Consider the following 22,234-nt stretch of genomic DNA (forward strand, 5'->3'; position numbering starts at 1 on the left):
TTCGAGTCGCGGTGGGGACGCCACTAATTTCTATCGTAAAAATTTAAATACTTAATTCTTTTCTCATTAATTTGGCAAATTGTTTTTGGGTTTCCATATCTGCTCGGGAACGACATAAATTCCACCAATTTTTAATAGTATCTAACTCTAATGCCAACATTGATTTTAAATGGCAGTTTTCTACGGCTACCACTTTTTCTCGGCTAATGCCCAATTTATCAGCGATCTGTTTTTGAGTAAAACTGCTTTGTAATCGAAGACTTCTCAAGATATCTGATCGCTCTACATGCAATATGTCGGTACTTTTATTGGCCATATTTACTACTTCCTCAATGCTGCCTTAAATTTGTCTTTCTGGATTTCGCGCTCAATGAATATCTTACGCTTACTGTATAGTTTAATTCATGTAAAGTATCGAATATTTACCTATTAAACAATCCCGAATGGTAATTTATTTAACCAGCATTTATTTCTGTATAGTCTCTAATAGCAATTAGCATTTAAAACTATGATGATCTTTACAAATATCTTGAAGGTACAAGGTTTGTGCATATATTTATCACTATAGATGTTTTTCAGGTTGTATCATGATTGGAAATGAGGATTTTGACGCTTTTATGGCGGAAGTAGCTGATGTAAAAACGTTAAAAAATGATGACAAAGTCTTTTTGAAAAAAACAAACGGCAATGAACTCGCAAAGCAACTACGCAGAGAGGCAATCAAAAACGAACAGCGCAATAGCAAAAACTTTCTCACTCTCGCAGACATAGATCCCATCGCAGTTGAGGACCCTATCCAATTTAAGCAAGAGGGTGTTCAGGATCTAGTCTATAAGAATCTTCGGCTTGGCAAATACGCCATAGAAAGCACCTTAAATATGCAACACTTACCATTAGAAGTTGCCCATAAAGAAGTGTTTGATTTCATAACCCACGCCCATATTCGGGGATTGCGATGCGTTTTAATGCGCCATGGACTAAATCAAGACAAAAAGCCCTTCTCTGGTTATCTGAAGAGCTACCTCAATGTATGGTTACAGCAGATGCCAGAAGTTTTGGCTTTTCACAGCAGCCAGATGCAACACGGTGGCGTTAAAAGCACCTATGTATTATTGAAGAAGAATAAACAACAAAAAGCAGAAAATAGAGAAATGCACAAACTAAAGTAGCGCCAATTAGCGCTATCAGCGACGATCGATTGACAGTAAGACTTTGTCGGGACCTTAGTTTAGCCCGGGTCTCAATTTACTTTTGACTGTACCGCTTGTTTTTTCTCAAAAGTGTCTAAAGCATACTCATCCGAAGACACAGTGGTACTAATGACAGCGCTTACAATGAGAACCACAACTGTGATGAAGACACCTGCCAGGCCGAAGCCTTTACTGGAACGATTCATAACCCACTCTTTTTATTTTTATTCTTGAGATTAAATGATGATGGTGGCGCTAAGGCTCCTTTAGCTAGACTGCACAAATACCCTGCTGTGCTTTGTCGACACCACAAGGTGCCTACAATTTAATCAATAATATACAATATGAAATCAGCAAACAAGCCATCATATTAACCAAATCGTCGATTTTAAGTCGAAAATTCAAGAAATTATGCTATTTTCGGCCGATATCAGCCAAAGAGGGCATAACGCCCTCCAATCTTAACCTATTGATTTCCTGGCATTCCTGAACATTCTCATCCAGGCTCCGTCTTCTTGCCAATCATCAGGGTGCCATGAGTTTGCTACCGTTCTAAATACTCGCTCTGGGTGTGGCATCATGATCGTGGCACGCCCGTCTGTTGTTGTCAGGCCGGTAATCCCTTCTGGAGAGCCATTGGGATTCATGGGGTAATGTTGTGTTACGTTACCGGCATAGTCCACGTATCTCAGGCTGACATTCGATTGTGCGTCCTGCAATGCACCATCGTTTGCAAATACAGCCCGGCCTTCGCCATGAGATACTGCAATTGGGATCACTGAGCCTGCCATCCCCTCAAAAAAGATAGAGGGACTATCTTGCACCTCCACCATGGCCAGTCTGGCTTCAAAGCGTTCAGAATAGTTTTGCACAAAATGAGGCCAATGCTCAGCACCTGGTATCAGTTGCTTGAGATTGGACAACATTTGGCAGCCATTGCAAACACCAAGGGAGAAGGTATCCTGGCGTTCAAAAAATTGTTGGAATTGAGCGCGAATTTGCCCATTAAACAATATCGTTTTAGCCCAACCCTCACCTGCCCCTAAGACATCACCATAAGAGAAGCCTCCACAAGCGACCAAGCCCTGGAAGTCTGCCAATGATACGCGGCCCGAAATTAAATCACTCATGTGTACATCGGTACTAGCGAAACCAGCTCGGTCAAAAGCGGCAGCCATTTCTACATGAGAATTTACCCCTTGTTCTCGAAGGATGGCCATTTTGGGCGCAAGTCCTTTAGCAATGTAAGGTGCGGCAATATCTTCGTTAATATCGAATGTCAGCTTGGCAAACAAGCCACTATTGTCTGGATTATTCTTAAGCTGGTGCTCTTGTTCAGCACATTCCGGGTTATCTCTGAGCAACTGCATATTATAGGTGGTTTGTGCCCAAAGCTGACGATAATGAGAACGCGTATTTTGCAGTACTGTTTCTCCGCCTTTACTAAAGCGAACAATGTCTTCGCCACATACCGAACCAATATTATGTGCGAGATCAGATAAGCCATTTTCGGCAAAAACCGCCATCACTGTCTCTAATTGCGCATTGTCAACCTGGATTACCGCCCCCAGTTCTTCATTGAATAAAACATTATTGGCATCTCCCTGCAAGGCGTCCAAATTAACCTCAATACCGCAGTTGGCAGCGAAAGCCATTTCCACAACCGTGGTGAACAGTCCCCCGTCCGAGCGATCGTGGTAAGCTTTAACCAGGCCTTGCTGGTTCAGCTGCTGAATGGCGATAAAGAAACCTTTTAATAGCTCAGGAGAATCGACGTCAGGAGCGCATTTACCCAACTTTTTGTACACCTGAGCAAGACAAGAGCCGCCCATCCGATTTTGGCCTTGTCCCAAATCAACCAGAATCAGACTGGTATCTTCAGAGTTTGTATCTAGCTGAGGGGTTAAGGTTTTACGCACGTCCTCGACACGGGAAAATGCTGTTATTACTAAAGACAACGGCGCAGTAACACTCTTTTGCTCTTTACCATCTTGCCACTGGGTTTTCATCGACATAGAGTCTTTGCCCACTGGAATGGTAATTTCTAGTGCCGGACACAACTCTTCCCCTACGGCCTTGACCGCTTCATATAACCCAGCGTCTTCACCTTTGTGACCCGCAGCGGACATCCAGTTTGCCGATAGCTTGATACGTTTGAGTGATTCAATATTGGCAGCAGCGATGTTAGTTATCGCCTCACCCACCGCCATTCTGGCAGACGCCGCATGATTCAATAGGGCGATAGGGCTTCGCTCACCCATCGCCATCGCCTCACCCGCATAAGTATCAAACGCCGCACAAGTAACGGCGACATCAGCAACGGGAATTTGCCAAGGACCCACCATCTGATCACGCGCAACAAGCCCGGTAACGGTTCGGTCACCAATGGTAACAAGGAAGGTTTTCTCGGCAACGGTGGGCAGGCTCAGTACGCGCTCCGCCGCTTCAGCCGTAGACAATTCAGAGGCATTAAAGTCATCACCGTTAGCGCTAGACGAAATAACATCGCGGTGCATTTTAGGTGGTTTACCCAAGAGTACATCCAAGGGTAAGTCAACGGGGTCATTGCCAAAATGAGCATCCGTCACCCTCAGGTGTTGCTCTTCTGTAGCGACACCGACAACCGCGTACTGTGCTCGCTCACGGGCACAAATCTGTTCAAAAACTGAAAGTTTTTCTGGTGCTACGGCTAACACATAACGCTCTTGCGATTCATTACACCAGATTTCCAGCGGAGACATCCCCGGCTCGTCATTGGGTACATTGCGCAATTCAAAGTCACCACCTCGACCAGCATCATTTACCAGCTCTGGAAACGCATTGGATAAGCCACCAGCACCAACATCGTGGATGAATAAAATGGGATTCTCATCGCCCATCTGCCAGCATCGGTCTATCACTTCCTGGCAACGTCTTTCCATTTCCGGGTTGTCGCGCTGCACGGAAGCGAAGTCCAAATCTTCATTAGATTGCCCGGATGCCATAGAGGATGCAGCACCACCGCCTAAGCCGATGTTCATAGCAGGGCCACCCAATACAATTAATTTCGCACCAGGAATGATATCGCCTTTTTCTACGTGTTCTGCACGAATATTGCCCAAACCACCAGCAATCATGATGGGTTTGTGATAACCGCGAACTTCCTCGCCGTTAAAACTATCCACCTGATTTTCATAGGTGCGGAAATAACCCAAAATATTGGGACGACCAAATTCGTTGTTAAAGGCAGCGCCTCCCAGTGGTGCCTCCAGCATAATGTTTAGCGCAGTTACGATGCGCTCAGGTTTGCCATAATCAATTTCCCAAGGTTGAGTTAAGGCAGGAATTTTTAGATTAGAGACGGTGAAGCCCACCAGTCCCGCTTTGGGTTTTGCGCCGATACCTGTTGCCCCTTCATCGCGGATCTCACCACCTGAACCGGTTGCGGCACCAGGAAAAGGTGAAATGGCAGTAGGGTGGTTGTGAGTTTCCACCTTCATTAAAATGTGAATATCTTCTATGTGATATCGGTATTCACAATCGTCACTATCAGGATAAAAGCGGCCAGCCTGGGAGCCTTGCATAACCGCTGCATTGTCTTTGTAGGCTGAATAAACGTAGTCGGAACACTGTTCATAGGTGTTTTTAATCATTTTGAACAGTGATTTGGGCTGTTCAACACCATCAATTGTCCAGTCGGCATTAAAGATTTTATGTCGGCAATGCTCTGAGTTAGCTTGGGCAAACATCATCAGTTCGATGTCATTCGGATTGCGGCCTAACGCTTGATAATTCTGTACAAGGTAATCAATTTCATCATCTGCCAGTGCCAGACCAAGGGTTTGGTTTGCCGTATGAAGTGCCTCAGCACCACCCGACAAAATATCCACTTGAGAAAAGGAAGCTGGCGTCGTTTCTGCAAACAGCTTTTCGGCCTCTTGCAAGTTAGACATGGTCACTTCTGTCATTCTGTCATGCAAGATACTGGCTATCGCTGAAAAAGCTTGCGCATCTGCACCATCGGTTAGCTGCACATAATAGGCAACGCCCCTTTCTACTCGCTTGATCTTAGATAATCCGGTATTGTGTAAAATGTTAGTGGCTTTTGAGGCCCACGGAGAGATTGTACCAATCCTGGGTAGCACCAAAATCAATTCACCATCAAACGATTGCTCATCCATCTCAATGCCGTAAGTAAGCAACTGCTCCAACACTGACATTTCTTTGTCAGTAAGTTCATCCGTGGTATTTGCAAAATGCACATACTGCGCTCTGATACTTGCTACAGGCAGTTGCTCTTCGTGGAATTGGTTGATAAGTTTTTTAACTTTGAAGTCAGAAAGTGCGCTGGCACCATGCAAAATTAACATGCGATATCACTACCCAGAATGACAGTTTCCTTTGCTGTAAAGGAAATCAGTTGAAAAAAATGGCTATACCTGCAACCCTGACACTAAAATTCAGGGAACTTCGGCGGCAGGATTATAGAGCAAATCCGATCCATTTATAAGATTCCTGACCAAAAACCCGGTATAGATTTGGTATTAATTTCCATATTTTATTGTTCCATGAAGAAAATACTCCTGATCCTGTTATTGAGCTGCCTTATACAAAGCTGCGGACAACACCTACCCGAAGCATCTCTTTTGCAGATTACTCAGGGCGGGGTCATTAAAGTAGGTACTCAATATGGCCCAACCACTTATCTAAATGGTCCAACAGAACCACAGGGGTTCGAATATGAAATGGCCAAGGGTTTCGCAGAATATCTTGGGGTAAAACTGGAAGTGTACCCTTATTACTCCACCACAGAACTACTTCAAGCCTTGCGAAAAGGAAGCATAGACCTGATTGCTTCTAACATGCCAGTCACTGCAGAAAACCGTAAACATCTCAAATTCAGCCCCGCTTACCAGCAGCTCAGTCAAAAATTGGTCTTTTTGCAGGGGCGCACTCGCCCTAAAAGCTTCGGTGAGTTAGAAGGTGAACTTGTACTCGCCAGTGATACCAGTGACGAGCATGTCATCAGGAAAGTTAAAAAGGCTTATGAAGCCGAAACTAACCCAAACTGGTCTTTTGAACTTACGGATGAGAAGGATGAACTGGAATTGCTGGAAGCCATTATCAGTGGCGACATTACTTATACAATAGTGGATTCCAACCTGTTGTCATTGATACGGCGAAAATACCCTGAACTGAGCATTGCTTTTACAGTGAATGCTGATCACCCCGTAGGTTGGGCCACTTCTATCGAAAGCGATGACTCATTGTCTGGTGCATTGATCGAATACTTTGGTTTGATCAAGCAGAACGATACCTTGGCGGTATTGGAAGACAAATATTTCGGTCATGTCAGACAATTTAATTATGTCGATACGACACTGTTCTTAAAAGCCGCCAAAGAAGTTTTGCCTAAGTATGAACCTTGGTTCAGACAATATGCTGGAGATGTTGACTGGCGCTTGATTGCAGCAATGAGTTATCAGGAAAGCCACTGGGATCCAAGAGCAAAGTCTCCTACAGGCGTGAGAGGAATGATGATGTTGACACTGCCCACAGCAAGAGACTGGAAGGTTACGTCAAGATTAGATCCTGAACAAAGTATACGAGGCGGCAGCCAATACTTTAATAGTCTATTGCGCAGGGTCCCGGCCCGGATCAGCTTCCCGGATCGATTGTGGTTTGCTTTGGCTGCCTACAATATAGGTTTAGGGCACCTTGAAGATGCCAGAGTACTAACCCAAAGGCAGGGAGCAAATCCCGACCTATGGGTAGATGTGAAAAAGCACCTACCACTGTTGCGCCAAAAACGCTTTTATAAAACCACTCGATATGGTTATGCGAGGGGAAATGAAGCGCTGCAATACGTAGCAAATATCAGGCGCTACTACGACAGTTTGGTGTATTATTACGATGAGCAAGCGCCAGCAGATGAGCAACCCATCCCTGTCCTCCCCGACACCTGACGCTGTTAATGTCACAAATTGTTACTTTCAGTTTCATTGTTTTGCAATAAATCTCTTGTATTTTGAAACATCAGTCTCAATAGTAAGTATTGATGCAACAAAATTGAAACGAATTCAGATTCCGGCGGTCTATAAATAATGTGTATTAAATTTGTGACCTGGACTCGCTTTCATGAGTCCACAGACAAAGAAGGTGAAAAAATATCAAGGAGAAATCAATGAAAAGAAATACATTAACCCAAAGACGCAATATGAATTGCGCTACAAGAAGAAAGCAGCTTCTGAAAAAACTGCAACGCAAAGTGAATATGCGCAGACAAGACTTTCAATCACAGTTAGAAATGGATGATCTGGCAACAGCGAGCTAACACCAACAATTCAGCCTGCTGTTTGCTTCAGTGCTTTTCTTTCAGCGCGACGACGCTTAAAAAATTCTGATAAACGCGCGCCACATTCCTCCGCCAGTACTCCCGACGTAACCTCTATTTGATGATTCAATTGCTCATTGCGCACCAAGTCCATAATACTGCCGCAAGCACCGGTTTTATAGTCCGACGCGCCATACACCAAACGTTGGATACGCGAGTGTACAAGCAGTCCTGCGCACATAGGGCAAGGTTCAAGCGTTACATACAAAGTGGTTCCGGGTAGACGATAATTATTGAGCAACTCTCCGGCTTTCCGTATCGCCTGCATTTCAGCGTGCGCTGAAGGATCATTTAAGGTAATACTTTGATTCCATCCCTCTGCGATAATACTTTGCTCTTGCACCAAAATAGCGGCAACCGGAATTTCACCACTAGCCTCAGCTTTGTCGGTCAACTCCAAGGCCTTGGTCATAAAAAACTCATCGTTATTTTGCTTTAGCATTTTTTCGTCATTCAGGTCATACTTTGGTTAATATCGCCATCAAAAGCCCCAACACGTCATTGCGAATATCGTATCACATTGTATTTAAAGGCTTTTTTATTTGGCAAAAGATTTGCTTTATATTGAAACCGCATTGCAAATCTCATCAATTCATATTTTAAGGGGAAACAATTATGAATGTCACAGCTGTTGCCATCATCGGTATTATTTTTGGTTGCACCATTGCGATGGTAAGTATGATCCTCAACCACCGCAGCAAATCAAAATTAACCTCTGATGACAGTGAGCAACTAAAAGCTGAAATCAATCAGCTGAAAGAGCGCGTAGCCACGTTAGAAAGAATCGTAACAGATAGTAAGTACCAACTAAATAAAGAGTTTGACTCACTAAACTAAAAACAAAACCGGGTCATCTTATCAAGTGTTACGAATACGAGCATACCCCCTCGGGAACAACACTAAATAAGGTTGAGGGTATTTCAAGAGTCAGAAATACCCCAACCACCGTGCATCTCACAGGGCAAATTCTACTCCCACTCGATCGTAGCTGGAGGTTTGCCCGAGATATCGTAAACCACACGAGATATGCCGTCGATTTCATTGATAATACGATTTGATACCTTACCTAAGAAATCATAAGGCAAATGTGCCCAATGAGCGGTCATAAAATCAATCGTTTCCACTGCACGCAGTGATACCACCCAATCATATTTACGCGCATCCCCCATAACACCTACAGAGCGCACCGGCAGGAATACGGTAAAGGCCTGGCTGGTTTTGTGATACAGATCAGCAGCGTGAAGCTCTTCAATGAAAATGGCATCGGCTCTGCGCAGTAAATCACAGTATTCTTTTTTAATTTCACCTAAAACTCGCACACCTAAACCTGGGCCCGGAAACGGGTGACGATACAACATGTCGTAAGGGATACCCAACTCAAGGCCAATCTTACGCACTTCGTCTTTAAACAATTCGCGTAATGGTTCGACCAGGCCCAGCTCCATATCTTCGGGTAAACCGCCGACATTGTGGTGGGATTTAATCACATGGGCCTTCCCTGTTTTTGAACCCGCAGATTCAATAACATCGGGATAGATAGTCCCTTGGGCCAGCCACTTGGCATTTTTTAGTTTCTTCGATTCTTCATCGAATACTTCTACAAAAACACGACCGATAGTTTTACGCTTGGCTTCGGGTTCTTCAATACCTTTAAGTGCAGAAAGAAAACGCTCTTCAGCATCCACTTTAATAATATTCAATCCAAAGTGGTCACCAAACATATCCATTACCTGCTGCCCTTCATTGAGGCGCAACAAGCCATTGTCTACAAATACACAAGTTAAGTTGCTACCAATAGCCTGGTGCAACAGCATTGCGGTAACGGAAGAATCAACACCGCCAGAAAGACCCAGGATAACTTCGTCGTCACCCACCTGTTGTTTGATGCGCTCCACGGCATCTTCAATGATTGAAGCTGGTGTCCATAAGGCTTCGCACCGACAAATCTCCTGAACAAAGTGAGATAGCAAACGCATACCTTGTTTGGTGTGAGTGACTTCCGGGTGGAACTGTACACCATAAAAGTGCTTTTCAGCGTGGAACATACCCGCATAAGGGCAAGTTTCGGTTTGCGCCATCAGTTCGAAGCCTTCTGGCATGGCCACTACTTTATCACCGTGACTCATCCAAACATCTAACAGCGGGTTTCCCGCACCGTTGAGATGATCTTCAATTTTATCCAGCAGTGGTGAAGGATTTACGACTTCTACCTGAGCATAGCCAAATTCACGCTCGGTACTGCCCTGCACCTTACCACCCAATTGTTCCGCCATGGTTTGCATACCGTAACAAATACCCAGTACCGGAATACCTGCCTGAAAAACCCATTCAGGGGCTCTTGGCGAGTCAGCTTCATGCACTGATTCAGGGCCACCCGATAAAATGATCCCGTTTGGCGCAAAATCTTTAATGCTTTGCGCATCAACATCCCAAGCCCAAAGTTCACAATAAACGCCAATTTCACGCACGCGACGGGCAATGAGTTGGGTGTATTGTGAGCCAAAATCGAGGATCAGGATTTTATGTTGGTGGATATCTAAATTCATTTGCTCGTCTTCCGAATCAATCATTTAACAATGAGAAATAAAAAAGAGTAGCCGATTGGCTACTCTCAGAATTACAGGGTCGTTCAGCCCATACGGTAGTTGGGGGCTTCCTTGGTAATAGTCACGTCGTGTACGTGTGATTCGCCCATACCCGCAGCAGTGACTTTGACAAACATCGGTTTGGTGCGCAGTTCATCAATCGTTTGACAACCGGTTAAGCCCATTGCAGAACGCAGACCGCCCATTTGTTGATGTACGATATTGGCGATAGGACCTTTGTAGGCCACTCGACCTTCAATGCCTTCCGGCACCAATTTTTCAGCGTTTTTGCTGTCCTGGAAGTAACGATCAGACGAGCCATTGCGCTGATTCATGGCGCCCAGTGAACCCATGCCGCGATATGACTTGTAATAACGGCCTTGATAAAGTTCAACTTCACCCGGCGCTTCTTCCGTACCGGCTAGCATGCTACCTACCATTACACTACTTGCACCAGCCACTAAGGCTTTAGCAATGTCACCAGAGTAGCGAATACCGCCGTCGGCAATCACCGGGATATCTCTGTCTTTCAATGCTTCTACGGCATCAGAAACCGCCGTAATTTGGGGCACACCGCACCCGGTAACAATACGAGTGGTACAAATTGAACCTGGACCAATACCCACTTTTACAGCATCAACACCAGCATCAGCAAGGTCCCTTGCCCCTTCTGCAGTGGCGACATTACCGGCGATAATTTGTAATTCAGGATAGGTATCGCGTACCGTTCTTACCCGTTCCAGTACCCCTTCAGAATGTCCGTGAGAGGTGTCAATCAATAACACATCAACGCCAGCTTCCACCAATAGAGCAATGCGCTCATCAGTGCCGGGGCCAACCCCAACAGCTGCACCAACTCGAAGTCTTCCTAATTTATCTTTACAGGCATTGGGTTTGCTTTCGGCTTTTTTGAAATCTTTTACCGTGATAAGTCCCACCAGCTTAAACTGCTCATCAGTCACCAGAATTTTTTCGATACGGTGCTCATGCATAAGCTCCATCACTCTTTCCGGATCCTCACCTTCAGTGACGGTAACCAGGCGATCTTTAGGTGTCATAACACTGGAGACGGGTTGCTCCAGGTGCAGTTCAAAACGCAGGTCACGGCCTGTAACTATACCCACCAGGTTATTGTCTTTATCCACTACAGGGAAACCCGAGAATCCGTGAGTAGCACTTAAGGCATTAACATCAGCAATAGTGGCGTCAGGGTCAATGGTGATGGGATCAGATACCACACCACTCTCATATTTCTTAACGCGACGAACGTGTTCAGCCTGTTCTTCGGCAGGCATGTTCTTGTGAATAAAGCCCATTCCACCCTCTTGGGCAAGAGCGATAGCCAGTGGCGCTTCTGAGACAGTATCCATCGCTGCTGAAACCATCGGAATATTCAAATATACGTCACGCGTCAGGCGTGTGCGAAGGTTTGCAGTATGGGGTAAAACAGAGGAGTGTCCGGGGACCAATAAAACGTCGTCAAACGTTAAAGCTTCTTTGGCGATGCGCAACATGTAACTACCTATATGAGTATTTTGTTGCGGCGCAATTGTAGCCGCTTTAGTTATTCAGGTAAACTTAAAAACAACATCAAAACTAAAGTTTATTTTTTCCCAACAGTTAGGATTCTCAGCAAAACATGCAATCCCGTAGCGATATTTTTACAGTCAGCAAACTAAATCGATTCGCCAAACACATTCTGGAGTCTGAAATAGGTAGTATCTGGATCTCAGCGGAAATTTCTAATTTTGTGGCTGCCAGCTCGGGACATTGGTATTTCACTCTGAAGGACGCCCGTGCGCAGGTTAAGGCTGCGATGTTCAAAGGGGCTAATCGCAAGGTGCGAGTTCGCCCCAAAGAGGGTGACAAAGTCTTGGTCAGAGGCGATATCAGCCTGTATGAAGCCCGTGGAGACTACCAGCTAATCGCTTCACACCTTGAGCCCGATGGCGAGGGTGACTTGAAAGCGCAATTTGAACAGCTCAAGGCCCGCTTGAGCGCAGAAGGGCTATTTGACCCAGCACGTAAACGCGCATTACCGGAAAAAGCGAAGCGCATCGGGGTAATCACCTCGCCAACGGGTGCTGCAGTGCGCGACATTATTACCGTGTTTCAACGCCGTAACCCGGCCATCGAAGTAATCATTTATCCGGCGCAAGTACAGGGAGCGAGTGCCCATAACGATTTAATAAAAGCCCTGCAATTAGCCAACGAGCAAAATCAGGTTGATGCCATCATCATCGGACGTGGTGGAGGCTCCATGGAAGATCTATGGTGTTTTAACCATGAATCACTCGCACGGACCATCGCCACAAGTCAAATACCTGTAGTCAGTGCTGTGGGCCACGAAATTGATTTTACCATTGCAGACTTTGTCGCTGATCTCAGAGCCCCCACCCCGTCAGCCGCAGCAGAAATGCTGAGTTATTCTAACGATGAAGCCATAAAGCATCTGACAAGCTTACAGCGCCAATTAAATGCCAGCTTTGTGCATCTGTTACAAGACAAACGCCACGTACTACAGCAGAAACGTCATTCATTGGAGCGACTTCATCCTGAATATCAACTCAGAGAACAGTGGCAAACCCTGGACCGTTTGACTGAACGCTTGAATCGCATCGCAAATGAGCAACTGTTGCGAAAACAACACCAGTTACAAGCACTCAATAATAAAATCCAACACAATAATCCAGCCGCTGAGATCAAACAGCGACAACAAACATTAAATGAGCAAAATAATCGTCTCAGTAAGAGTCTGTTGCATTTAATCAACGCTAAGAGACAACAGTTTGCCAGCCAATGCCATTTGCTGGACACCGTTAGTCCATTGGCTACCATGACTCGTGGATATAGTATTACTTTTAAAGAAGGAGAAATTGTGAAAAGCGCTAAATCTCTCTCGTCGGGCGATGAAGTAACCACGCGATTTGCCGACGGTGAGGTTCGTAACCGTATTATCTAGCACTGCAAGCGACACTTAGTCAGGTTGCTCGCTGAGATTTAAGGTCAGAATGCCAAGCAGTACTAACACACTCGCGCTCCAAAACTGCAACGCTAAGTGCTCTCCAAGTATAACCATACCTGCCACAGCAGCCAAAAAAGGAACGGTTAATTGAGAAATGGAGGCCTGTAAAGTACTTAAATGGGGTACCACGCGATACCAAACGGCGTACCCTATCCCGGATGTCAATACCCCGGAAACCACAGCCAGCCAGACTCCATGATTGTCCAGTTGCTGAGGTTTCCCACTTACAATGTACATAACCAGACAAAATGGCAGCGTATAAATAAAGTTGGCCGCTGTGTCAGCCAGAGGATTTTGGCTTTTGGCCCCAAACCAGGTGTAAGCCCCCCAAGCCCCTCCTGCAATCAGCATTAATAGAAATCCAGTTACAGAGGGAGTTGTGGCTGAAGGTAATAACAACACCACAAACCCTGAAATGGCCAAAACTACGCCGAGCCACTCTGTATTCGACAATCGTTTACCGCCAGATAAATACAGGACAATGAGCGTGAATTGCACAGCGCCAAATAGTATTAAAGCTCCGGTGGCGGTATCGAGACTAACATAGGCAAACGAAAACAAAGCGGCATAAATAAATAAGGCCAGGGCACCTCTAAAACTGCCATGAGCTAAAACACTGAAAGGTGTTTGGGCAGGTAGGCTAATGAGAGTTAAAACATACAAGCTAAAGGCTCCCGAGCCCAAACGAATAACCGTAAAATCCGCAGGCTCGATTAAGCCATCAGCAAGCGCCCAGCGACATAACAAGGAGTTGCCCGCAAAAGCCGTTAACGCTAAAGCACAATATAAAAGATTACTCATCATTTGTTGGGCATCACGAATATCAATTTGTTTAAACAAAAACGGGATCTAGATAGACCCCGCTTAGACGTTAAACATTGCGTGTTATTTTTTATGCAGCTTCATCAACCTCTGACGCTTGCGGTACTGAGACTGAGTGAGTTTATTGGTCTTGCCTTCGAACGGATTGGCACTGCCTTTGAATTCAATTTTTATCGGTGTACCCATGATTTTGAGTGATTTTCTGAAATAGTTCATCAGATATCGCTTGTAAGAGTCAGGCAAGTCTTCCACCTGATTACCGTGCACCACGATCCGAGGCGGATTATAGCCACCAGCATGGGCGTACTTCATTTTAACCCGGCGTCCGCGCACCAAAGGCGGTTTGTGATCATCTTGAGCCAACTCCATAATACGCGTCAACATGGAAGTATTTACGCGCTTAGTCGCCGACTGATAAGCCTCTTGCACTGACTCGTATAAATGCCCTACCCCTGTACCGTGTAAGGCAGAGATGAAATGCAATCTGGCAAAATCGATAAAACCAAGGCGGAAATCCAACTCCCGTTTGATGTCATCTTTTACTTTGATATCCAGACCATCCCATTTATTCACTGCGAGCACCAGCGCTCTACCGGCGTTAAGTATAAAACCCAATAAAGATAAATCCTGGTCGGAAATGCCCTCGCGGGCATCGATGACCAGTAACACCACATTCGCTTCTTCAATAGCCTGCAGTGTTTTAATTACTGAGAACTTTTCGACAGCATCATTGATTTTGCCTTTTTTACGCACCCCTGCTGTATCGATAAGGATATAGTCCTGATCTTCTCGCTGCATGGGAATATAGATACTGTCCCTGGTTGTTCCCGGCATGTCATAAACCACCACCCGCTCTTCGCCTAATATACGGTTGGTCAAGGTGGACTTACCGACATTGGGTTTACCGACGATGGCCAGTTTAATGGGCAAGCTTTGCAAGCGTTCTAACTCTTTTTCGGCGTCCTCTTCATCCCGTTTTACTTTTTCAGGGATGTGAACTTCCGGGAATTGCTCAGCCATTGGCTCCAGCACGGTCTCCACCAGCTGCGAGATACCTCGACCATGAGATGCAGCAATTTGATACACCTTGCCTAGCCCAAGTGAGTAAAACTCAGCAGAGGCGCTATCGCCGTCGATGCCGTCGACTTTATTGGCCACCAATAGCGTTTTTTTGCCCTGCATTCTGAGATGCTTAGCAATGCCTTCATCTGCCGCAGTCAGGCCAGCGCGCGCATCCACCAGAAACAGCACTACGTCCGCCTCGTCCACAGCCATTAAAGACTGGCTGGCCATTTCAGCATCAATACCCTGCTCATCGCCACTGATGCCGCCGGTATCAATCAGAATAAATTGCCAACCTTGATATTTTGCCTGACCGTACTTGCGATCACGGGTAAGTCCGGGATAGTCAGCTACCAGCGCGTCCCGGGTATTAGTCAACCGATTAAACAGTGTTGATTTGCCTACATTGGGGCGTCCCACAAGAGCAATTACAGGTAGCATGAATATCTATTCCTAAAAAACTAATGCCCATTTATATTTGAGCTAAAACGAAAGCGGCTCTTATAGTGTAAGAGCCGCTGTCAATATTGTCGATTATCGCAGCGACTAAGGCGTTGTAATGGCCGCGATATCACCTTCGCGAGTTATCGCGTATAGGGTGTTGCCGTCAACGACTGGCTCAACGTAAACCGAGTTATCTTCGTCGTCACCACCAAAGTTGAGTCGAGCAACCAAGTCACCAGTAGACTTATCTAACCAGTGCAAAAAGCCGTATTTGTCACCCACAACCACATAACCAGACACCGGCGCTGCGGAGGTTAATTCTCGATCTCGCAGAGCCGACTGCGACCAGCGTTCGATACCGTTGCGTCTGTCCAAAGCATAGACCTGGCTCTTATCGTCAACCACAAACAGGTTGTTTCCGTCGATCGTCATTCTGCGGTAAGAACGGTATTCGCGTTTCCACAATACACGACCGGAGCGCAGTTCCACTGCCGCCAATGTGCCGTTGTAGGAGACAACATAAACAATGCCACCGAATACGATAGTTTCACTGTCAATATCAACAATGCGTTCCAGCTCAGTGGCACCAGACGGGGCTGCAACCGTTTGCTCCCACAATACCTGGCCGTTTTCCAATCGTACCACGGCCACCTTTCCACTGGCGGTACCCGCTATCGCGGCACCATTGGCGATAGTGGCAGGCGCCACACCACGCAAACTCAGTGCAGGCACTTCAGATTCATAAATCCAGCGCTCTTCGCCCGTTTCAGCATCAAGCGCATGCATAATACCAGCAGCGGTATTTACTACAACAACACCTTCATTTACTGCCGGTGCTGCCAATACTTCGCCTTTTACTTTGGACTGCCAAACAACCTTACCGCTGTCCACATCAATGGCAAACACTAAGCCGTTTTCAGAGCCAAAATAAATACGTTGGTATGCCGCCGTAATACCACCAGATAAGCGCGCTGACACGCCATCAGACCAAAATTGGGTCACTGAAGATAACATGCCTTCGTCGCGATAGTCGGCCAAATCTGTTTTCCAGATTTCATTGCCGGAGACTTTATCAAAAGCCTTAACAACACCCTGTCGACTGGCGGCAAACACTTTGTCATAAGCCACAACAGGAGTCAGTCGAGAGAAGTAAGACTCGACACCATCACCAACTGTTTCATCCCATACAACTTCGGGTTGAAACTGCGCGTTGATGGGTTTCAGAACGCGAACCTCTGCTTCCTCTTCGTCCTCAAACCAAGTGGTGGGATCCATCCAGGTGGGTATCATAGAGCACGCTGTCAGGTTAAGCAGAACTATCAGCAAAGCGCCTCTTGATAAGAATTTAGATAGCGTCATTGTTAACTACTTACTTTGGCGTTGAGGTGGTCGATCTTCATTTGTATAAGCGCCGGGTTTCCTTCAGTCAATTCCAGTGCTTTAGTGTAACTCTCTTGCGCCTCGGTGAATAATTCCTGACGCGCCAGAATATCGCCTTTTACGGTAAATGCTTGGGCCTGAAACGCATCGCTACTGACCTTATCCAAGGTAGATTTAGCCACATCAAATTTCTCAAGCTCGTTTTGGACACGTGCAAGACGAACCAAAGCCAGATCTTTAATCGCAGCGTCTTTAACTGTATCTGCAGCCCACTGCAGTTGTTTTTCGGCTTCAGCTAAATCACTTTGCTCAACTGCAACTTTGGCTAGCTGCAATGCGGCCATAACTGCATAAGTTGACTCGGAGTTTGCATCGATAAATGCGTTTAATGCCGCGGTGTCGGTTTCATCTGCTGCTGAACTCTCAACGGCAACATTATAGGCGTCGCTCGCTTGTTCTTGTGCTTTTAACTGCTGCTCATTGTAGAAACGCCAGCCCCAAAGTCCACCCAGTCCCAGCGCTGCACCGACAATGATTGGCATGCCATTTTCTTTCCAAAATTTCTTTATGGCTTCAATTTGTTCTTCTTCAGTATTGAGATGATCCATCAGTGTCCTCTGATTAATTTCGTATGCTTACCTGAATAATTCTCAGGCCAATTTTAATTTTAAATATGCTTGTAACTCAGCTTGAGCAACTTCTTCTTGCTGGCCATCCTGTAAAGATTTAACCAGCACTTTCTGCTCATTCAATTCTTGCTCACCTACGATGATGGCGTATCTGGCATTGACTTTGTCGGCTCGCTTCATTTGTTTTTTGAAGTTCCCGCCGCCCATGTGGGTTTGCACGCGAGCTTCAGGAAACGCATTCCGAAGGGTTTCGGCAAGCGATATGTTAAAAAGTTCCGCGCTTTCGCCCATGGAAGCCAGATAAATATCCGTAGGCGGATTAATGGTTTCCTGTGCAACTCTCTCCGCGAGAATCAACGCCAGTCTTTCCATACCCAACGCGAATCCAACGGCAGGACTCGCCTTACCGCCTAATTGCTCTACCAAACCGTCGTAACGTCCACCAGCACAAACCGTGCCTTGGGCGCCTAAACTGTCAGTAACCCACTCAAACACGGTGCGATTGTAATAGTCCAGACCGCGCACCAAGGTGGGGTTGACCGTATAAGCAATTCCGTAAGCATCAAGACGGGCTTGTACCTCAGCAAAATGCTGTTGGGAATCTTCGTCGAGGTATTCGGTGAGTGACGGAGCAGATTGTAACAAAGCTTGAATATCAGCATTTTTGCTATCCAGGATGCGCAACGGATTGCTATCCAGACGACGCAAGCTGTCTTCGTCTAATTTGTCTTTGTGTCCACTTAAGTATTCCACCAACGCGTTTTTATATTGTTCGCGCGCTTCATTGGAGCCTAGTGAGTTAATCTCCAATCTAACATCATCAGCGATGCCAAATTCTCGCCATAACCAGGCAGCCACGGCAATAACCTCTGCGTCTGCATCCGCTGATGGGAATCCGTAGGTTTCTATGCCGAATTGGTGAAATTGACGATAACGGCCTTTTTGCGGCCGCTCATGGCGGAACATGGGCCCCATATACCAAATTTTTTGCTGTTGGTTGTACAGTAAACCGTGCTGGTTACCCGCTCTGACACAACAAGCTGTGCCTTCAGGTCTCAGCGTCAGACTATCACCGTTGCGATCCTCGAAGGTATACATCTCTTTTTCGACGATGTCAGTGACTTCACCAATGGAGCGCTTGAATAAGTCAGTGCTCTCAACAATAGGGGTCCTGAGTTCCTGATAGCCATAGCTATTTGCAGCGGCTCTTAACTTCGCTTCTATCCATTGCCACAAGCCCGACTGCTCGGGTAAGCAATCGTTCATTCCGCGTACGGCTTGTATCGTTTTACTCACGGTTTACTTCTCAAACTTATTTTGCAGTTAAAAGCCCGGCATTATAGGCGCAAAGCCTTTAAACAACAATGCTTGAATCATTGGCTTTGAACAATGCAGGTTCAGGATTACAACTGTGTTGTAGGGATTTTATTTTTTTCGTCCAGTGCGGCGGCTTTGGCACGAATACGCTGCTCAAGTTGCCGTACCAGATCATCATTAGCCAGACGCTCTCTTTGGCGTTTACCATCGAGATAAAAACCACTCATATTACGTGCTCCGGTTAAGCCCAAATCTGAAACTTCAGCCTCACCCGGGCCATTAACCACACAGCCAATGATAGAGACATCCATGGGGGTTAACACATCTTCCAGGCGCTCTTCGAGGGCATTGACTGTCCCGATGACATCAAACTCCTGACGAGAGCAACTAGGGCAAGCAATAAAATTAATGCCTCTTGAGCGAATTCGCAGCGACTTGAGAATATCAAAGCCAACCTTGATCTCTTCTACCGGATCGGCGGCGAGCGAAATGCGAATCGTATCGCCGATACCCTCTGCCAGCAGCATACCCAGCCCCACCGAACTTTTAACGGCTCCAGCTCGAAAGCCACCCGCTTCAGTAATACCCAAATGTAATGGCTGGTCTATTTTTTGCGCCAACAAACGATAAGCACCCACAGCCAGAAACACATCTGAGGCCTTAACGCTGACTTTAAATTGGTCAAAGTTGAGCTTGTCCAAAATCTCCACATGACGCATTGCTGATTCCACCAGCGCAGCAGGCGTAGGCTCCCCGTACTTTTCCTGGATATCTTTTTCAAGCGAGCCGGCGTTAACGCCGATACGAATGGGAATATCTTTGTCTCTGGCACTCTCTACGACCGCTTTAATGCGCTCCATGTTGCCAATGTTGCCGGGATTGATACGCAGACAATCAGCACCATATTCCGCGACTTTCAGGGCGATACGGTAGTCAAAATGAATATCTGCCACCAGCGGCACATTCACTTGCTGTTTAATTTGCTGGAAAGCTTCAGCAGCTTCCATGGTGGGCACCGATACTCTGACAATCTCGCCTCCAACGCCCACAATTCGATTTATTTGAGCCACGGTTGCAGTCACATCGGTGGTGGGCGTATTAGTCATACTTTGCACGGCAATGGGTGCCCCATCACCAATGGGCACATTACCAACATTGATGCGGGTAGATTTTCTGCGTTTAATGGGAGACTCAGGGGTCATGACTATTCAGCTCCTATGGTAAACGTAGCAGTGCGACCAGCCGGGAATCCGCTCATATCAAACGGCACTCCGTCTACCATCAAGCTTACTGCTTGTGGGGCCCCTAATTTCACTTCAAAGGGTGGAACACCACTGACTGGCATAACACGTCCAGCAGCTTTGATGCCATAGGCAATTGCTTCACCTGTAGCATCTGTTAAATTCATCCAACAATCTTCAGAGAAGGTAAAAATCAGTTCAACAGGCTCTGCTGTCGCAATCTCAGTATCCTCGAGTTGCAGGGTTTGCAGCTCATCGATTCCCGCAGCTGCAGACGCTTCTGCGGCCTCGGCAATGGTGGAATCCTCTATTGCAGGGGATTCTTCTATGGTAAGCGATTCATCTATTGTAGTTTGCAGTTCTGTACTGTTTATAGCACTAGTTTCCTCTGGAGCAACGACTACAGACTCAGAATTTTCTCCGCTCTCGATTGTAACCCCGTTGTCAGCAGGCTCAACAGAAAAGTTCTGCTCAGCAGCAGTCTCAGGGAAATCAACAGTGTCGGTAGTGATATTATCGCGTTCATCAGCCTTTATTTCGGAAACGGCTTGTACGCCACTGTTAACCTCTGAGGACTCTATAGTCTCTGGCTCATCTGCAGATCTCAGATCCGGCTGGGCAAATGTCTCGATGGGTTGTTGCGCGTTAGTCTCCTGGTTATTCCCAGTAGTCTCGGCAGGTTGCCCAACACTCCCAACATCCTGTGCTTGTGATGAAGTGGCTGTCGTGGTTGTTGAGCCAGTATCAGGTTGCTGGAACCACCAGACCACGGCCATGGCAACGATAACGAACAGCACAAACCAGGTAAACATCATCAAGCGGGCGTCACTGGCTTGTTTGGCCACTTTCTGAGAAAAGCTTTGTAGTTTGGCCGGTTGTTTAACCGGGTTGGCCAATTCGTCGAATTCAGCCAGCAAGGGATCCGGATCCAATTCCAGGTGGCGAGCATACAGGCGGATATAGCCACGAGTAAAGGTCATGGATATATTGTGATCAATGACATCACTCTCCAACTCAGCCACCACGGAGGGGCGTAAATGAAGCTTATCTGCGATGTCTTCAATGCTGAGGTTTAACGCTTCTCGGCGCATCTTTAACTTTACACCGGGCGCCGGGAGAGGCGTTTCTTCCTGAATTTCTTCTGCCATAAATGCACAAATACTTCTAGTTAATATGGATTAGATACGATAATTCGTTGTCCGATGGATAAATCGGCAACATCCTTGATGTTGTTCCAATCCACCAGAGTCTGAACTCTAACATTATACCGACGCGAAATCTGATACAAAGTTTCGCCTTTCTGTAACACGTGATACACCACATCTTTGCCCGCAAGCTCGCTGGATATGCCTGCGGATTGCTGTTCTGGTTGTGTGTAATTAACTTGCGAAGGTGCCAGTATTACAGTGCGCGGCAATCCCACCCGTTCCGGGTAGAGGGTTTGCAACATATCGGCGTAACCCTGTGCAATATTGGCATTACCGAGGCCATTTTCAATCTCTATCGCCAGATTTAGCGTGTCTGCTGTCACCGGCACGACCTTTTCGTATTGGCGATAGGCAACTTTTGCTTCCTGCCACTGTTTTTTCGCCAATAAAAGCTCCACCAACATATACCAGCTACGGGCTCGTCCAGGTTGATGCTGCAACGCACTACGCAAATAATTCATGGCTTCGCCGATATTGCCTTGTCGATGACTACAAATAGCTAAGTTCTCGTAAGATTCAGCACTGCGGTTATAAGTTTTAATATTGATGGCACGCAGCAAGTTTTCTTTAGCTTCTCGGTACTCACCAATCTCACACAAAAAGGCTCCGTAAGAGTTGATCAAATCCGGGTTATTGCTATCAAGGTGCATGGCCTGTTCGTAGTATTGCCGCGCAATTTCCCACTCGGAAACTTGTTGATAATAAAAAGCCAATGCGAAATGAGCATCACCAAGACGAGGCGCAAACTCTAGCGCCTTGTCCAGGTTGGTTTTCGCCTGAACATAGTTACCATTTTTCAGGTAAGTTAAGCCCAAAGAGACACGCGTTTTAGCGGCTTCTACCTGGTTGACACCGGGTGCAAGGGTGTTTTTATTATTGACAGGCTGGCTGGCACAACCGGCTAAAAGTATCGAACAAAAAAATATTAAGATGCGCATCATTTAAGGCTTTTATTGTT

Annotated in this window: 19 protein-coding genes; 5 read left to right on the plus strand and 14 right to left on the minus strand. The window is 46.3% G+C overall.

Annotation, left to right across the window (positions count from 1 at the left end):
• Positions 1 to 43 precede the first annotated feature (43 nt).
• The gene (locus tag AABA75_RS16930; RefSeq protein ID WP_338293925.1) at positions 44 to 316 is read right to left on the minus strand and encodes a helix-turn-helix domain-containing protein; all 273 of its coding nucleotides are present in this window, start codon (positions 314 to 316) and stop codon (positions 44 to 46) included.
• 271 nt (positions 317 to 587) lie between these two features.
• On the opposite strand from AABA75_RS16930, the gene smrA reads away from it, so the two are divergent.
• Complete coding sequence (gene smrA, locus AABA75_RS16935; RefSeq protein ID WP_338293926.1) at positions 588 to 1,169, plus strand: DNA endonuclease SmrA; 582 nt, start codon at positions 588 to 590, stop codon at positions 1,167 to 1,169.
• Positions 1,170 to 1,240: 71 nt separating this feature from the next.
• Here the strand turns inward: smrA and AABA75_RS16940 are convergent, their stop codons facing one another.
• Positions 1,241 to 1,396, minus strand: coding sequence for a hypothetical protein (locus AABA75_RS16940; RefSeq protein WP_338293927.1), 156 nt, complete (start codon positions 1,394 to 1,396; stop codon positions 1,241 to 1,243).
• A 255-nt stretch (positions 1,397 to 1,651) separates the two neighbouring features.
• Positions 1,652 to 5,539 (minus strand): phosphoribosylformylglycinamidine synthase, encoded by a 3,888-nt coding sequence (gene purL / locus AABA75_RS16945; RefSeq protein ID WP_338293928.1) that lies wholly within the window; start codon positions 5,537 to 5,539, stop codon positions 1,652 to 1,654.
• 198 nt (positions 5,540 to 5,737) lie between these two features.
• Here purL and mltF point away from each other — a divergent pair, with 198 nt between their 5' ends.
• The gene (gene mltF / locus AABA75_RS16950) at positions 5,738 to 7,135 is read left to right on the plus strand and encodes a membrane-bound lytic murein transglycosylase MltF (RefSeq protein WP_338293929.1); all 1,398 of its coding nucleotides are present in this window, start codon (positions 5,738 to 5,740) and stop codon (positions 7,133 to 7,135) included.
• Positions 7,136 to 7,353: 218 nt separating this feature from the next.
• The gene (locus AABA75_RS16955; protein WP_338293930.1) at positions 7,354 to 7,503 is read left to right on the plus strand and encodes a hypothetical protein; all 150 of its coding nucleotides are present in this window, start codon (positions 7,354 to 7,356) and stop codon (positions 7,501 to 7,503) included.
• Between the two features lie 10 nt (positions 7,504 to 7,513).
• On the opposite strand, the gene tadA is transcribed toward AABA75_RS16955, so the two are convergent.
• Complete coding sequence (tadA, locus tag AABA75_RS16960; protein WP_338293931.1) at positions 7,514 to 8,005, minus strand: tRNA adenosine(34) deaminase TadA; 492 nt, start codon at positions 8,003 to 8,005, stop codon at positions 7,514 to 7,516.
• 173 nt (positions 8,006 to 8,178) lie between these two features.
• Between tadA and AABA75_RS16965 the strand changes: the two genes are divergently transcribed.
• A complete protein-coding gene (locus AABA75_RS16965; RefSeq protein ID WP_338293932.1) occupies positions 8,179 to 8,400 on the plus strand; it encodes a hypothetical protein in 222 nt (73 codons plus the stop codon).
• 131 nt (positions 8,401 to 8,531) lie between these two features.
• On the opposite strand, the gene guaA is transcribed toward AABA75_RS16965, so the two are convergent.
• On the minus strand, positions 8,532 to 10,109 hold the full coding sequence (guaA, locus tag AABA75_RS16970) for a glutamine-hydrolyzing GMP synthase (protein WP_338293933.1): 1,578 nt from the start codon (positions 10,107 to 10,109) through the stop codon (positions 8,532 to 8,534).
• A gap of 83 nt (positions 10,110 to 10,192) precedes the next feature.
• Positions 10,193 to 11,662, minus strand: coding sequence for an IMP dehydrogenase (gene guaB, locus AABA75_RS16975; RefSeq protein ID WP_338293934.1), 1,470 nt, complete (start codon positions 11,660 to 11,662; stop codon positions 10,193 to 10,195).
• A 125-nt stretch (positions 11,663 to 11,787) separates the two neighbouring features.
• On the opposite strand from guaB, the gene xseA reads away from it, so the two are divergent.
• Positions 11,788 to 13,110, plus strand: coding sequence for an exodeoxyribonuclease VII large subunit (xseA, locus tag AABA75_RS16980; RefSeq protein WP_338293935.1), 1,323 nt, complete (start codon positions 11,788 to 11,790; stop codon positions 13,108 to 13,110).
• A 15-nt stretch (positions 13,111 to 13,125) separates the two neighbouring features.
• Here the strand turns inward: xseA and AABA75_RS16985 are convergent, their stop codons facing one another.
• The 8 genes from AABA75_RS16985 to pilW all read right to left on the minus strand — a co-directional run bounded on the left by AABA75_RS16985 (position 13,126) and on the right by pilW (position 22,217).
• The gene (locus tag AABA75_RS16985; protein WP_338293936.1) at positions 13,126 to 14,013 is read right to left on the minus strand and encodes a DMT family transporter; all 888 of its coding nucleotides are present in this window, start codon (positions 14,011 to 14,013) and stop codon (positions 13,126 to 13,128) included.
• A gap of 45 nt (positions 14,014 to 14,058) precedes the next feature.
• Positions 14,059 to 15,498, minus strand: a complete 1,440-nt coding sequence (der, locus tag AABA75_RS16990) for a ribosome biogenesis GTPase Der (protein ID WP_338293937.1) — start codon at positions 15,496 to 15,498, stop codon at positions 14,059 to 14,061.
• Positions 15,499 to 15,603: 105 nt separating this feature from the next.
• Positions 15,604 to 16,860 (minus strand): outer membrane protein assembly factor BamB, encoded by a 1,257-nt coding sequence (gene bamB, locus AABA75_RS16995; protein WP_338293938.1) that lies wholly within the window; start codon positions 16,858 to 16,860, stop codon positions 15,604 to 15,606.
• Between the two features lie 2 nt (positions 16,861 to 16,862).
• Positions 16,863 to 17,489 carry a YfgM family protein gene (locus AABA75_RS17000; protein WP_338293939.1) on the minus strand — a complete coding sequence of 209 codons (627 nt, stop codon included), beginning with the start codon at positions 17,487 to 17,489 and terminating at the stop codon, positions 16,863 to 16,865.
• Between the two features lie 42 nt (positions 17,490 to 17,531).
• Positions 17,532 to 18,806, minus strand: coding sequence for a histidine--tRNA ligase (hisS, locus tag AABA75_RS17005; RefSeq protein WP_338293940.1), 1,275 nt, complete (start codon positions 18,804 to 18,806; stop codon positions 17,532 to 17,534).
• 107 nt (positions 18,807 to 18,913) lie between these two features.
• Positions 18,914 to 20,029, minus strand: a complete 1,116-nt coding sequence (gene ispG, locus AABA75_RS17010) for a flavodoxin-dependent (E)-4-hydroxy-3-methylbut-2-enyl-diphosphate synthase (RefSeq protein WP_338293941.1) — start codon at positions 20,027 to 20,029, stop codon at positions 18,914 to 18,916.
• Positions 20,030 to 20,031: 2 nt separating this feature from the next.
• The gene (locus AABA75_RS17015; protein WP_338293942.1) at positions 20,032 to 21,216 is read right to left on the minus strand and encodes a RodZ domain-containing protein; all 1,185 of its coding nucleotides are present in this window, start codon (positions 21,214 to 21,216) and stop codon (positions 20,032 to 20,034) included.
• 20 nt (positions 21,217 to 21,236) lie between these two features.
• Positions 21,237 to 22,217, minus strand: coding sequence for a type IV pilus biogenesis/stability protein PilW (gene pilW, locus AABA75_RS17020; RefSeq protein ID WP_338293943.1), 981 nt, complete (start codon positions 22,215 to 22,217; stop codon positions 21,237 to 21,239).
• Positions 22,218 to 22,234 lie beyond the last annotated feature (17 nt).

Origin of the sequence: Planctobacterium marinum (assembly GCF_036322805.1) — a bacterium.
GTDB lineage: Bacteria > Pseudomonadota > Gammaproteobacteria > Enterobacterales > Alteromonadaceae > Planctobacterium > Planctobacterium marinum_A.

Coding starts and splice junctions, on each gene's coding strand:
- AABA75_RS16930 (WP_338293925.1), bottom strand. CDS start 316: ATGGCCAATAAAAGTACCGACATATTGCATGTAGAGCGATCAGATATC.
- smrA (WP_338293926.1), top strand. CDS start 588: ATGATTGGAAATGAGGATTTTGACGCTTTTATGGCGGAAGTAGCTGAT.
- AABA75_RS16940 (WP_338293927.1), bottom strand. CDS start 1,396: ATGAATCGTTCCAGTAAAGGCTTCGGCCTGGCAGGTGTCTTCATCACA.
- purL (WP_338293928.1), bottom strand. CDS start 5,539: ATGTTAATTTTGCATGGTGCCAGCGCACTTTCTGACTTCAAAGTTAAA.
- mltF (WP_338293929.1), top strand. CDS start 5,738: ATGAAGAAAATACTCCTGATCCTGTTATTGAGCTGCCTTATACAAAGC.
- AABA75_RS16955 (WP_338293930.1), top strand. CDS start 7,354: ATGAAAAGAAATACATTAACCCAAAGACGCAATATGAATTGCGCTACA.
- tadA (WP_338293931.1), bottom strand. CDS start 8,005: ATGCTAAAGCAAAATAACGATGAGTTTTTTATGACCAAGGCCTTGGAG.
- AABA75_RS16965 (WP_338293932.1), top strand. CDS start 8,179: ATGAATGTCACAGCTGTTGCCATCATCGGTATTATTTTTGGTTGCACC.
- guaA (WP_338293933.1), bottom strand. CDS start 10,109: ATGAATTTAGATATCCACCAACATAAAATCCTGATCCTCGATTTTGGC.
- guaB (WP_338293934.1), bottom strand. CDS start 11,662: ATGTTGCGCATCGCCAAAGAAGCTTTAACGTTTGACGACGTTTTATTG.
- xseA (WP_338293935.1), top strand. CDS start 11,788: ATGCAATCCCGTAGCGATATTTTTACAGTCAGCAAACTAAATCGATTC.
- der (WP_338293937.1), bottom strand. CDS start 15,498: ATGCTACCTGTAATTGCTCTTGTGGGACGCCCCAATGTAGGCAAATCA.
- bamB (WP_338293938.1), bottom strand. CDS start 16,860: ATGACGCTATCTAAATTCTTATCAAGAGGCGCTTTGCTGATAGTTCTG.
- AABA75_RS17000 (WP_338293939.1), bottom strand. CDS start 17,489: ATGGATCATCTCAATACTGAAGAAGAACAAATTGAAGCCATAAAGAAA.
- ispG (WP_338293941.1), bottom strand. CDS start 20,029: ATGACCCCTGAGTCTCCCATTAAACGCAGAAAATCTACCCGCATCAAT.
- AABA75_RS17015 (WP_338293942.1), bottom strand. CDS start 21,216: ATGGCAGAAGAAATTCAGGAAGAAACGCCTCTCCCGGCGCCCGGTGTA.
- pilW (WP_338293943.1), bottom strand. CDS start 22,217: ATGATGCGCATCTTAATATTTTTTTGTTCGATACTTTTAGCCGGTTGT.